The following is a 12,654-nucleotide window of genomic DNA, read 5'->3' as shown; positions in this document are numbered from 1 at the left end:
TGGTGCGCTCACCCGACGTTGGTGGCGAGCCGGGGTCGGTCGACCTTGCCGTTCGACGTCCGCGGGAGGACGTCCACGGGCACGATGCGCTGCGGGACCATGTAGATCGGCAACCTGTCCCTGCACAGCCGCAGGACGTCGGTCACCACGTCGGCCTCGTGGACCACGCAGAAGGCGACGATCCGGCTGCCGAGCGCGTCGTCCGGGACGGCGACGGCGGCGGCCTCCTCGACGGCGGGGTGCGCGTTGAGCACCGCCTCGATCTCGCCCAGCTCCACGCGGAAGCCGCGGATCTTGACCATGTGGTCACGGCGACCGACGAACCGCAGGACCGGGTCCTCGGCCGGTCCCGACCAGTACGCGATGTCCCCGGTGCGGTACGTGTACGGCTCGGTGAACCCCGCCGCGGTCTTCACCGGGTCCCCCCAGTAGCCCTGGGCCACGATGGACCCGCGGACCACCAGCTCGCCCTCGACGTCGAGGTCCTCGATGACCGCGCCGCGGGGGTCCACGAGCTCGCAGCGCGTGTTGTCGCACGCCCTCCCGATCGGGACGGGCGGGTCCTCGGGCTCGGGCGGCTCGACCACCTCGTGGAAGGTGCAGACGTTGGTCTCGGTCGGGCCGTACATGTTGACGTAGCGGGCCCGCGGCGCCAGGCGCATCAGCCGGCCCAGGTACTTGGTGGGGAACACCTCGCCGGCGAAGAGCAGCAGCCGCACCGTGTCGATGGGGTGGTTCTCCAGGTCGCCGGACCGGACCAGCAGCATGAGCGCGGACGGCGCGGAGTACCAGACCGTCACCTCCTGGGCGCGGATCCAGCGGGCCAGCTCGACGGGGAAGATCGCGGTGACGGCCGGCACCATCGTCACGGTCGCCCCTGCGCTCGCCGCGCCGAACAGGTCGAACGTGGAGAGGTCGAAGTGGAACGGCGCGTGGTTGGACAGGACGTCGTCCGGCCGGAGGCCGAGGGTGCGGTGCGCCCAGTCGACGAACGTCAGGCCGTTCCGGTGGGAGATCATCACGCCCTTCGGGCGTCCGGTGGAGCCCGACGTGTAGAGGATGTACGCGAGGTCGGTGTCGATGACCCTGCGCCGGGGAACCTCCTGCGCGCCCGACTGGACGCTGTCCCAGGTCGCGAAGCCGGGCGGCGCGTCCCCGGTGCGCACGATGCCGCGGACCGCGATGTCAGGGTCGTGCCGGCCGAGCGCCGCCACCCCTGCCGCGTCGTCGGTGACCAGGGCCGCGATCTCGCAGTCGCGGGCGATCAGCGCGCCCCGGGCCGGGGGTGTGCCCGGGTCGATCGGGACGTAGGCCGCCCCGGCCCGCATGATGCCGTAGAGGGCGGCGAGGGCCTCGACGCTCTTGCTCACGTGCAGCGCGACCCGGTCGCCGCGAGCGACGCCCATGTCGGCCAGCGCGCCGGCGACCCGGTCGGCGGCGGTGTCCAGCTCGGCGTAGGTGAGCGAGGCGCTCTCGGCCCGGACCGCCGTCGCGTCCGGCCACCGCTGGCCCGCGTCGGCCAGGAGCCCGTCGATGAGGTGATGGCTCACAGCTGCATGCTCCGGGCGATCATGACCTTCTGGAGCTGCGAGGTACCCGAGTGGATGCGTGCCCCGACGGCGTCCCGCAGGTCCCGTTCGATCCCGGCCTCGGTGGCGTACCCCAGGGCACCGTGGACCTGGATGGCGTCCAGGCTGTTGGCCACGGCGCACTCGGCGACCCAGAGCTTGGCCATGGACGAGTGCTCCAGGACCGACCGGCCCTGGGCCTTGAGCCAGCAGGCCCGGTACAGCAGCAGGCGCGAGGTCTCCAGCCGTACCCGCATGTCGACGAGCGTGTCGGCGACCGACTGCTGCTTGGAGATGGCGCCGCCGAACGCCTGCCGTCGCCGGGCGTACGCGCAGGCGGTCTTGAGCTGCCGTTCGAGGACGCCCACGTAGAGGCTCATGACGAACGAGCGCTCCCACTCCATGGCCTCGTTGAAGACGGCCAACCCGAAACCGGGTCTGCCGAGGACGCTCTCGTCGGAGAGGAGGACGTCGTCGAGACCGATCTCCCCGAGCGGCGCGGTCCGCAGGCCCTGGGTCTCCAGGGGAGGGCCGAGGGTGACCCCTCGTGCACCGGTCTCGAGGAGGAAGGCGCTCACGCCGCCCATGGCGCCGCCCTCGCCCGTCCGCGCGAAGCAGATGACGAGGTCGGCCACGGGCGCGTTGGTGATGTAGGTCTTCGACCCGCGCAGGCGCCAGCCGCCGTCGACGGGGTCCGCCCGGGTCTTCATCGCGAAGGCGTCCGAACCCGAGTCCGGTTCGGTGACGGCGAGCGCCCCGATGAGGGACCCGCTCACCAGCCCGGGCAGGTACCGGTTCCGCTGCTCGTCAGTGGCGAACCGCATGAACGTGGGCACCAGCACCCAGGTCTGGACGATCGCGGAGAACACCAGACCGCTGTCCGGGCACCCCTCGGCGAGCCCTTCCGTGACCGCGAGCGCGGTCATCGGGTCCAGGCCCGATCCGCCGTGCTCCTCCGGCACCGTGAGGCCGAACAGTCCCCAGGACCCGAGGGCGTCCCACTTCTCCCTCGGGAAGCGGCCGTCGCGGTCGTCCCGCTCGACGTGCTCGGCCAGCGCGGCGGCACCGAAGGAGAGCGCCTCCTGCCTGAGCTTGAGCTGCTCGTCGCTCCAATCGAAATCCACGCTCGGCACCCCGTTTCCTCGGTTCGCCCGATCTCAGGACCGGCAGAAGTCGATGGTGGGAGTTCCGCCACCCCCTCTGCCGCCGCACATCGTCGGAGGGTCCGACGAGAATTCCACCGTCTCCACTCCCGTACTCGCGGCGCGTGTGCCCGAGCACCTCTCCGAGGACGTTTCCGATGTCTCTCTGCGCCGTCCACGGGATCCGGGTCGAATACCGGAGAACCAGGTCCGACGGCGAAGGCGCATCACATTCGTGTACGACGCAATGTGCCGTCCAGAGCGGAAACGACCGGTTCCACGGCGCCTCCCGCGCGCCCTCACAGGCTGCTACGGCCCGAGCGGGCTGTCGATGCGGTGAGCCTGCGCAGCTGTGCACCGTCCGGGGGCCAGGAGGTCGGCGCGGCCGGCCCGTCCGAGCCCCGTTCCGGCCGCGGCGCACCGGTGAGCTCCGACCGCAGCGCGGCTGCGAACCGGCGCGCCGACCACAGCGCCGGCACCGTCGCCCGGCCCAGCGGGATGCCCAGCAGCCGGGCGCGCTCCACGAGGTGGTCCCCGACCGACAGCCACACCCGCCGCCGGCCCGCGCCGGCCTCCTCCCAGCTCACCCGCAGGGCCATCTGCCGCACGAACCCCCCTGGCCCGTACGCCAGGTAGCGCACCCCCGAGCGGGTCGCGTGGCTCTCGCTGATCGTCGTCCGCATGTACCGGCGGCCGGCCTCCGCGGCCCGCCTGCCCGCCGCGCGGATCTGCGCCGGCCCGAGCTCCGTCTCCACGGCGAACGCCACCGCCGCGACGTCGTCCTGCACTGCCACCGTGCCCCCGTCAGCCCCCGTGCCGGCGCTCCTCGGAACGCCGCCGTCCGCCCCCGCGCGGAGGGTAGGTCCTGCGGACCGTGGAACGCGGCCGTTCCGTTCGAAGCGTGAGCGAGTCGTGATACACCCGTCCGGGTGGCGGTTCCCGCCAGGACTCAACCCGGGCGGCTGTGGTGCCGATCTCCCTCGGTATGAGCCCCGCGTGCGACCCGACGGCCGCCTACCCCCCGGTCAGCTCCGTGCTGCCGCCGGAGGACGACGTCACGAGCCTCCTGCCCGGCCCGAACTCGGTGCTGGCGCACCTGGCCGAGCGGCTCGGCGCGGCCGGCGACGTGCCCGCCTGCCTGGTCCTCCTCGGGCTGCACCGGCCCGACGACGACGGCCCCACCGCGCAGAGCTCCCTGGCCGCCGCCACGTCGATCATCGCCCGCTCGGTGCGCGGCGACGACTGGCTCGGCCGGTCCGGCCGCGACGAGTTCGCCCTACTGCTCAGCGGGGACGTCGGCGGCGCGGTGACCGCCGCCGCCCGCGTGGTCTCCGCCCTCAGCGCCCTGGGCGTCCCCGGCCTCGGTGTCTGCGCCGGGGTCACCGTCCTCCCGGCCGGCGTCCCGCCCCACGACGTGCTGCGCAGCGCCCGCGCGGGGCTCACCGCGGCGACGGCCGCCGGCACCGGGGCGGTCTGCGTCAGCTGACCCCGCGATCGACCCGCGCACGCCCATCCGCCGCACGCGGCGAGGCGAACCGACGTGAACCGTCCGGTACCGCATCATGGTCGCCCGTGTCGACTGTGCTGGTGGTGTACGGAACGCGGCCCGAAGCGGTGAAGATGGCGCCGGTGATCGCCGCGCTCCGGCAGACCCCCGGGGTGCGGGTCTCGGTCGCCGTGACCGGCCAGCACCGGGCCATGCTCGACCAGGTGAACCGCCTGTTCGGCATCGTCCCCGACCACGACCTGGACATCTCCAGTCCGGGACAGACCCTCACCGACGTCACCGTGCGCACGCTGCGGGGGCTCGAGCGCGTCCTGGCCGCCGACCCGGCGGACGCCGTCGTGGTCCAGGGCGACACCACGACCTCCACCGCCGCAGCGCTGGCCGCCTTCTACGCCCGCGTACCGGTGGCCCACGTCGAGGCCGGGCTGCGCACGGACGACCGGTGGGACCCCTTCCCCGAGGAGGTCAACCGGCGGCTGACGACGCGCCTGGCCGACCTGCACCTCGCGCCCACCGCGCGGGCCCGGGCGGCCCTGCTGCGCGAGGGGGTGGCCGCCGGCGACGTCGTCGTCACCGGGAACTCCGTGATCGACGCGCTGCAGGAGACCGTCGACGGCTCCGACGGCTACGACTCCCCCGAGCTCGCGCACCTGGACGAGCACCGGACCCCGGTGGTCCTGGTGACCACCCACCGGCGGGAGTCGTGGGGCGGGCCGATGCGCGCCATCGCCGGCGCCGTCCGCCGGCTGGCCGAGCGGCGTCCGGACGTGCACGTCGTCCTGCCCATGCACCTCAACCCGCTGGTCCGGGAGGCACTGCTGCCGGCACTCGCCGGTGTGCCGAACGTGCAGCTGTGCGAGCCCCTCGGCTACGCGGACTTCTGCCGGGTCCTCGCCCGCAGCTCGCTGGTGATGACCGACTCCGGCGGCGCCCAGGAGGAGGCGCCGAGCCTCGGCCGGCCCGTCCTCGTCCTCCGGCAGACCACCGAGCGGCCGGAGGGCGTGGAGCGCGGCCTGGCCCGGCTGGTCGGCACGGACGAGGAACGGGTCCTGGCCGAGGCCGAGGCCGCACTGGCCCACCCGGTGCCCCCACGCCTGACGCACGAAGCCCTGCGGCCCAGCCCCTACGGGGACGGGCGCGCAGGGCTCCGGACGGCCGCCGCGGTGGCCGAGCTGCTCGGGATCGGCACCCGGCTGCCCGACTTCCGCGAACCGCGCTGGGTCAGGTGACGGAGACCGGCTCCGCCACCCGCGGGGTCTTGGTCCACCCGCTCCGCCGGGTGATCATGCGGCCCAGGGCCCGCCACTCGGCGATGTACCAGACGTAGTTGTAGAGGCTCAGGGCGTGCGCCAGGGTGATCGCCCGGCCCACGCCGATCTCCCCGCTGCGCCGCCGGTACACCAGGCACAGCGCCAGGCTCGGCCCGAAGGTCAGGACGTAGAGGACGGCGAGGTACACCAGCCCGAACCCGGTGAGGAAGAACCCCGGGTGCAGGGCGACCGCCACGAGGGCGAACAGCAGCGGCACGGTGAAGACCATCGACGCGATGAGCACGAGCACCGGGCTCATCAGGTAGTAGCTCAGGTCCAGCACGGTCGTGGTCGGCGCCTGGGACACGAACAGCCGCGGGATGAGCCGCCAGCACTGGAAGTGGCCCTGCATCCACCGGGTGCGCTGGCGGAGCAGCCCGCGCACCGTCTCGACGCCCTGCTGGTCGACCCAGGTGGCGTCGCTGTACCGGTTCTGCCAGCCCTCGACGACCAGCCGGATGCCGAGGTCGAGGTCCTCGGTCAGGCAGTCCGACCACGGCCGCGGGCCGACGGAGTCCAGGGCCGACAGCCGCGCGAACTGGCCGTTTCCGCCCAGGCCCACACTGCCCAGCCGCTCCCGCGCGGTCTGGGTGATCGAGGAGAAGACCAGGAACTCGTAGTCCTGGAACAGTCCCAGCCACCGGTGCCGGTTGCGGATCCGCACCCTGATCTGCACCGCACCGACCTCGGGCGCGCGGAAGTAGTCGGCGACCGTGTCCAGGCAGCCGGGTGCCAGGTGGCCGTCGGCGTCGACGATGCCGAGCACCACGTCGTCCGGGTCGAGGCCCTCCTCCGCCACCCGGCGGCTGATCGCCGCGTACGCGTGGTTGAGGGCCTCGCCCTTGCCGACGGCGGCGTCGGGCAGCCGGCGCTCGAGCAGCCAGAGGCGCGGGTCGCCGACGGCGCGCACCAGCTCGGCCGTGCGGTCCTGCGAGGCGTCGTCGACGACGACCACCCACCCGTGCGGACCGACGGAGTCCAGCGCACTGATGACCGTGCTGCGGATGACGGCCTCCTCGTCGCGCGCCGGGATCACCAGCACCCAGTGCGCCGGACGGCGGCCGGCCGTCGGCACCGGGCGCGGACGCCGGGCGAGGACCACCGTGAGGACCAGGTAGCCGAGCACCAGGACGGCCACCGCGGTGGCCAGGTCCTGGGCGACGACCTGCACGAGGTCACTGGACACGGACACGCTCCCCGCCCGTGCTCGCCGGCACGAGCCGGCGGCGCATCAGCCCGGTCCGGAGCAGGACCAGGCCCACCACGATGAGCGCCAGGCCGGCCACCAGGTAGGTCAGCACGTTGAAGCCGGTGTAGGCCAGCTGCGCGGCCGGGTTGGCCGCGACCACGGTGATCGGCGACTGCAGCGAGATCGCGGTGCCGTCCGGCCCGAGCCCCAGTGCGACGAGGGTGTGCCGGCCGGGAGCGAGGTCGGCCGGGAGCTCGACGCTGACGTCGATGACCCCGGACCCGTCGGCCTTGGTCGTCAGCAGCGCCTGCGGCCTCGAGTAGACCGCGACGGTGACCGCCGCGCCGGCGGCGAAGCCTCCGCCGCGCAGCGCGATCTCGGCGCCCGGCGCGAAGTGCACCGCCGAGGCGTGCCCGCCCTCGGTCATCACCAGGGTGCCGGTGCTGGCCGGCAGGGCGGACGGCGGCGTGGGGAATCCCGCGACGCCGCAGATGAACAGCGCGGTGGCGAGGCAGATCCCCGCGACCTTGTTGTACACGGTCGGCTCCTCAGAAGCTCTGGTCGTTGAGATCGGTGGTCTGGCCGGTGGTGACGGCGATGCGCTCAGCCGCCTGCTCACTGGACGCGCCGTCGTACCAGTACGGCGTCGGCGCGGAGGTCCCCGGCGGGTAGTACGCGATGACGTACTCGCCCTCCGGCAGCGGACCCAGCCAGTAGCGCCCGTCGGCACCGGTGCAGGTGCCGACACCGGCGTAGGTCCCGTCGGCACGGTTGACGTAGACGCACACGCCGGCCATCGGGGCGCCCTGGGCGTCGACGACGACCCCCTCGGCCGCACCCAGCCCGGTGGCGACCAGGTCGCCGACCGCACCGACGGGCGTGCCGTTGGACAGGGCCACCGGCGTGGCGTCGGCGAGCGACGTGCCGCCGCGCCAGACGGTCTGGTGCGTCCCCGTGGTGTCCAGGGCACCGATGCGGTAGTCCCCGACCGGCAGGCCGGAGATGCTCCACCGCCCGTCGGCGCCGGTGCAGAAGGCCCCGGCCGTGGCTCCGCCGCCGTCGTAGGCGTACACGCACACCCCGGAGAGCGGCGTGCCGTCCCGGTCGACGATGCGACCCTCGATCCGGCGGACCGGCGCCATGACCACCGGCGCCTCGGTCGCCTCGCCCTCGGTCACGGCGAAGGTGTCGCCGAGGGTCTGCGTCTCGAACCTGGCCTGCGGGTCGGAGAACACCATGCGGTAGGAGCCCGTGGGCACCTCGACCGCGTAGCTGCCGTCGGCCACGGAGCAGGTGGCGGAACCGGCCGGCGTCAGGCCGGTGGTCAGCACGTAGCCGCAGACGCCCTCCACCGGGAGGCCGGTCGCGGCGTCGGTGATCCGCCCGGTCAGCAGACCGCGGTCCGGCGCGGCCGGCGCCAGGGTCAGCGGGTCGAGCGCGAGCTCCGCGGTGTCGCCCACGGCGAGCACCTGTGCGTCGTCCCGGCCGGCCGCGTTCCCGCTCCAGACCGTGGCGTACCGGCCACGGGAGTCCGAGGCGCCGAGCACGTAGTCGCCGTCCACGACGTCGTGGAAGGACACCCGGCCGTCCGGGCCGCTGCAGGCTCCGGCCACGGCGCCGGCCTGGGCGTCCGACGCCGGGTACAGGTACCCGCAGATGCCGCTCACCGGCAGGCCGTTGCGCTCGAAGGACGCCGTCACGACGGTGGGCACCGCGACGGTGATGTCCGCGGTGGCGGGCGTGCCGTCACCCGAGGCCTGGATCGGCACCGCCTGCTGCCCGTCGGTCACGTCGCCGTACCACGTGGTCCGGAAGCGAGCCTGCGGGTCGAAGACGGCGACGGTGTACTGCTCGTCGGCGTCGACGAGGAAGGAGTACTGCCCGTCCGCGCCGGTGCACCAGGCCAGCCCGGTGTTCACGCCCCACCCCCTGTAGAGGTAGGCGCAGACGCCCGCGACCGGCTCGCCCTGGGCGTCGGTGACGGTGCCGTTGATCCGCGGCTGCGGCTTGGCCAGCTGGATGTCGATGCCGGTGGTCGTGTTGCCCGCGGTCACCGCGACCGGCTCCGCGTCGTCGGCCGAGCCGGCCTGCGGGTACCAGGTGCTCGCCCAGCCCTGTGCCGCCGCGCCGACGACCCAGTCACCGGCGCGCAGGCCCGGGGAGGTCCACCTGCCGGTGGAGTCGGCGCAGCTCGTGAGCGGATCGCCGTTGGCCGGGTCGAGCGGGGTCAGCGAGACGCAGGCCCCGGTGGCGGGCGCGCCGTCCGGCAAGGTGAGCCGGCCGCTGAGGCCGCCGCCGAGGCTCAGCCCGGCGTCGACCGAGGTGGCCTGGCCCGACGTGACGGTCACCGTGGTGGCGTCGTCGGCCGAGACGGCGTCGTCGAAGTACTCCCCGGCGTAGCGCCCCCCCTGGTTGAGGAACTGCACCGTGTAGTCCCCCGGCTGGAGAGCCGAGGTGCGGAAGGTCCCGTCCGGGGAGGAACAGGTGGAGAACGGGGCGGCCGTCGACGGCTGCAGGTACAGGCACACCTGGGACAGCCCCGTCCCGTTGTTGTCCGCGGTCACCGTGCCGGTGAGCCGGCCGCCGACCCGCACCTCGGCGTCCACGCCGGCGAGCGTCTGACCGTCGGTGAGCACGGTGGTGCCGTTCTCGTCGGTCGGCAGCGGCAGGTACCGAGCGGCGTACACGTCGTCCGGGTCCTCGACGCGCAGCGGCGACCAGCCCTCCGAGGACCAGTAGCTGTCCGGGGTCAGCGACAGGCTGTAGGCGCCGGTCGCGTCCGTGCAGTCCTGGACCGACATCGCGCTGCTGAGCCGGACGCAGACGCCCTCGACCGGCTGCTGTGTCGCGGCGTCCACCAGGTGCCCGGTCACCGTCGCCGCACCGCCGAGCAGGGCGGCGTCGAACGGTCCGGCCGGCGTTCCGGCGCTGATGGTGACCGGCGTCGCCGCGGTCAGCTCGGTCGCGGCGTTCCACCACTGCGGGCGGTGGCCCGGGCTGGTGAACCCGAGCGTGTACTCGCCCGGCTCGAGGGCCAGGGTCCACGACCCGTTCGCCAGCGAACAGGTGTAGCCGTAGCCGGACCCGCTCATGGTCGCGGGCGTGGCGGTGACGCAGCCCTCGGTCAGCGGCGCCGAGGTGGTGGCGTCGGTGAGCCGGCCGGTGACGGTGACCGCGCTCGGCAGCACGCCGTCGACCGCGGTGGTGTCCTGCGGAGCGGTCACCTCGACCGGGGTGGCGTCACTGACGGAGGTGGCGTCGTCGAAGTAGCGGTAGACGTAGCCGCCACCCGCGCTGGACGCGCTGTACTGCACGAGGTACTCGCCGGAGGGCAGCGGGTCCGACGCCCACGGGGAGGTGGTCGCGGTGGTCGACCGGCAGGTCACGGAGACCGGCTGCCCGTAGGGGGCCCCGACCGGGAACACCCGGACGCACGGGTAGCCGCCGCCGGCCCAGGTGAGCGTCCCGGTGATCCGGCCGCCGAGGTCCAGGTGGACGTCGACGTCCTCGGTGGCGACCCCGTCGACGACGGACAGGACGGCCGCCTCCTCCACGGTGGCCGACCCGCCGTACCAGCGGGCCGCGTACCCGCCGGAGGCGTGGGAGAACTCGATCAGGTAGTTGCCGGCGGCGACACCGCGCAGCCGGTAGACGCCGGAACCGTCGGCGCAGGCCTGGTTCACGCTCATCGCCGTGCTCTCGGCCCGGTAGAGCTCCGCACACGCGCCGGGCAGCGGGCGGCCCTCGGCGTCGGTGATGGTGCCGGCGACGGACGCACCCTCGCGCAGGTCGGCGTCGATGCCGGTGACGGGGGCGTCGGTCAGCACGACGCGATCCGCCTGCGCGGCGGAGTCGGCGCCGTCGTACCACTGGGGACGGAGCACGCTCGGGTACGAGCCGTCGGTGAAGGAGACGACGTAGCTCCCCGGCGCCAGCCCGCGGAGGGTGTACGCGCCGTCGGGACCGGCCTGGGTGGAGGCGGCGGGGACCGGCGAGGTCGAGCCCGCGACCTTGGCCTCCACGCGCACCCAGCCGGCGGAGCCGGAGGGCCGGGTCACCGTGCCGCTGATCGTGAGGCCCTCGCGCAGCGCGGCGTCGATGCCGGTGCGGTCACTGCCCGCCGTGAGGACGACGGGGGTGGCGGCCTGCACGGTGTCGGCGCCGTTCCAGAACTGCTCCATGGAGCCGTGTGCCGAGTCGGTGAAGCGGACCACGTAGCTGCCGGCGGGCAGACCCGGGGTCGTGTAGCGGCCGGCGGCGCCGGTCGTCGTCCACCCGGCCGGGATGTTCGAGCTGCCCTGTGCCGTGACCGAGACGGAGACTCCCTCCAGCGGCGAACCCCCGGCGGAGGTCACCGTGCCCGAGATCGTGGCACCGCGGGTGAGTGCTGCGTCGATCCCGGACGCCCCCGCGACGGATTCCACCGTGACGGAAGCAGCGGTCTGGTAGCTGCTCGCCCCGGCGTACCACTGCTGGAGGTAGGGGGTGTCCGCAGAGGGCCGGAAGTCGACCCGGAAGGCGGTGCCGGGCGCGTGCGCCAGGCCGACGATCTCGTAGCTGCCGTCCGGGGCGGTCCGGGCGGTGCCGCCGGCGGGGGACCCCGGGCCGGGCGAGACGGGGCTGGCACTGACGGTCACCCCCTGGAGGCCGTCGCCGGTGTCCTGTGCGGTGACGCGGCCGCTGATGCTGGCGCCGAGCTCCGCCGTGACGTCGAGGATGACGTCCTCGCCGAGGGTGACCGTGACGTTCTCGGTGACCACGGGGCGCAGGTACCGCCCGTTGCTGTACCAGGTGACGGTGTACTCGCCCGCGTCCAGCCCGGTGGTGACGTACCGGCCGGTCTCGTCGGTGCACCCGGTGGCGCCGGCGTTGTCGCCCACAGCACTGACCCCGATGCACATGCCCTCCACGGGGACACCGCTGTCGGCGTCGGTCACCGCGCCCACGACGCGGCCGCCGCTCACCAGCTCGACGGTCCCGGCCGTGGTGACCTGTCCGACCACGACGGCGACCGCGTCTGCCTGGAGGCCGATGAACCGGCCTCCGTCGTTCGCGTCCCAGTAGTCGAGGTGGTAGGTGCCGGCGGGCAGGCCACTCGTCTGGAAGTGACCTGCACTGTCGGTGCACCCCCGCGCGGAGGCGTAGTCGTCGGCCCCCTGCGCGTAGGCCATCACGCAGATGCCCTCGAGCGGGGCGCCGTCGGTGCCGGTGACGTCCCCGGCCACGGCGCCGCCGGGCAGGAGCTGGAAGTCGGCCCCGGTGACGGCACCGTCGACGACGACCTCGTCGTACGCCGCCTGGTGCAGGTGCACCGCGTCGAGGACCTCGACGTAGTAGGTGTCGAGCGACAGGTCGGAGATCGAGTAGGTGCCGTCCGCCGCCGTGCAGTCCGTCGCGTCGGCGTCCTCGTCCATGCCGTCGTAGGTCCAGACCGAGACACAGGCGGACTCGACGGGCTGGCCCTCGGGGTCGGTCACCCGGCCGGACAGGCTGCCGGGACCGGACGTGGCCGGGCTGACGGCCGGCGCGTCGGCGACGAGCCCGGCGGCCTCCTGTGCCGCCAGGAACTCCGGCGCGACGCCGGCGGCCAGCCGCTGCCCCTGATCGTCGGTCAGACCGTTCGGCAGCGCCGGGGTCGGGGCGACGTCCTCGGTGGCCGGGGCGGGCGGCGCCTGCTGGGTGGCGGCGGCCGGCAGGGCGGCACCGTCCTCCACCTGCTGGCTCAACTCGAGCAGCGCCTGTTCGGACAGTTGCCGCTGCGTCGCGAGGTCCGTGGAGCCGGTGAGCGCGAACGCCACCACCGGGAGGACCAGCAACAACGCGCCGAGCAGGACGAGAACCACACGGTGTCGGCCGCGGTGTGCCGCCGACCTCCGATGACGGTTGACCAACGAGACCAGCCACCCCACGCTCACGACGCGCCGACCGGCGCGCCCTC

At 74.0% G+C, this 12,654-nt stretch carries 8 protein-coding genes; 2 read left to right on the top strand and 6 right to left on the bottom strand.

The window, feature by feature from the left end:
- Positions 1-8: 8 nt before the first annotated feature.
- The 3 genes from MY520_RS00115 to MY520_RS00105 all read right to left on the bottom strand — a co-directional run bounded on the left by MY520_RS00115 (position 9) and on the right by MY520_RS00105 (position 3,504).
- Positions 9-1,550, bottom strand: a complete 1,542-nt coding sequence (locus MY520_RS00115) for an amino acid adenylation domain-containing protein (protein ID WP_436688841.1) — start codon at positions 1,548-1,550, stop codon at positions 9-11.
- Complete coding sequence (locus tag MY520_RS00110) at positions 1,547-2,692, bottom strand: acyl-CoA dehydrogenase family protein (protein WP_436688839.1); 1,146 nt, start codon at positions 2,690-2,692, stop codon at positions 1,547-1,549. Before MY520_RS00110 ends, MY520_RS00115 begins: the two co-directional genes overlap by 4 nt.
- A gap of 317 nt (positions 2,693-3,009) precedes the next feature.
- Positions 3,010-3,504 carry a hypothetical protein gene (locus MY520_RS00105; RefSeq protein WP_436688837.1) on the bottom strand — a complete coding sequence of 165 codons (495 nt, stop codon included), beginning with the start codon at positions 3,502-3,504 and terminating at the stop codon, positions 3,010-3,012.
- A 191-nt stretch (positions 3,505-3,695) separates the two neighbouring features.
- Here MY520_RS00105 and MY520_RS00100 point away from each other — a divergent pair, with 191 nt between their 5' ends.
- Entirely contained in the window at positions 3,696-4,196 is a 501-nt protein-coding gene (locus MY520_RS00100) for a hypothetical protein (protein ID WP_436688835.1), read from the top strand.
- An 86-nt stretch (positions 4,197-4,282) separates the two neighbouring features.
- Positions 4,283-5,446, top strand: a complete 1,164-nt coding sequence (gene wecB, locus MY520_RS00095; RefSeq protein WP_436688833.1) for a non-hydrolyzing UDP-N-acetylglucosamine 2-epimerase — start codon at positions 4,283-4,285, stop codon at positions 5,444-5,446.
- Here wecB and MY520_RS00090 read toward each other — a convergent pair.
- Genes MY520_RS00090 through MY520_RS00080 form a run of 3 tightly spaced genes read right to left on the bottom strand, consistent with a single transcriptional unit; the run spans position 5,439 to position 12,559 of the window.
- The gene (locus MY520_RS00090; RefSeq protein ID WP_436688831.1) at positions 5,439-6,713 is read right to left on the bottom strand and encodes a glycosyltransferase family 2 protein; all 1,275 of its coding nucleotides are present in this window, start codon (positions 6,711-6,713) and stop codon (positions 5,439-5,441) included. The genes wecB and MY520_RS00090 overlap by 8 nt on opposite strands.
- Positions 6,703-7,254, bottom strand: a complete 552-nt coding sequence (locus MY520_RS00085; RefSeq protein ID WP_436688829.1) for a hypothetical protein — start codon at positions 7,252-7,254, stop codon at positions 6,703-6,705. Before MY520_RS00085 ends, MY520_RS00090 begins: the two co-directional genes overlap by 11 nt.
- Before the next feature lie 10 nt (positions 7,255-7,264).
- A complete protein-coding gene (locus MY520_RS00080; RefSeq protein WP_436688827.1) occupies positions 7,265-12,559 on the bottom strand; it encodes a carboxypeptidase regulatory-like domain-containing protein in 5,295 nt (1,764 codons plus the stop codon).
- Positions 12,560-12,654 lie beyond the last annotated feature (95 nt).

Origin of the sequence: Geodermatophilus sp. CPCC 205506, from assembly GCF_051383635.1 — a bacterium.
Taxonomy (GTDB): Bacteria; Actinomycetota; Actinomycetes; order Mycobacteriales; family Geodermatophilaceae; genus Geodermatophilus.
Note: the sequence above shows the minus strand (reverse complement) of the source record. Positions and strands in the feature narration are given on the sequence as shown.

Coding starts and splice junctions, on each gene's coding strand:
- MY520_RS00100 (WP_436688835.1), top strand. CDS start 3,696: ATGAGCCCCGCGTGCGACCCGACGGCCGCCTACCCCCCGGTCAGCTCC.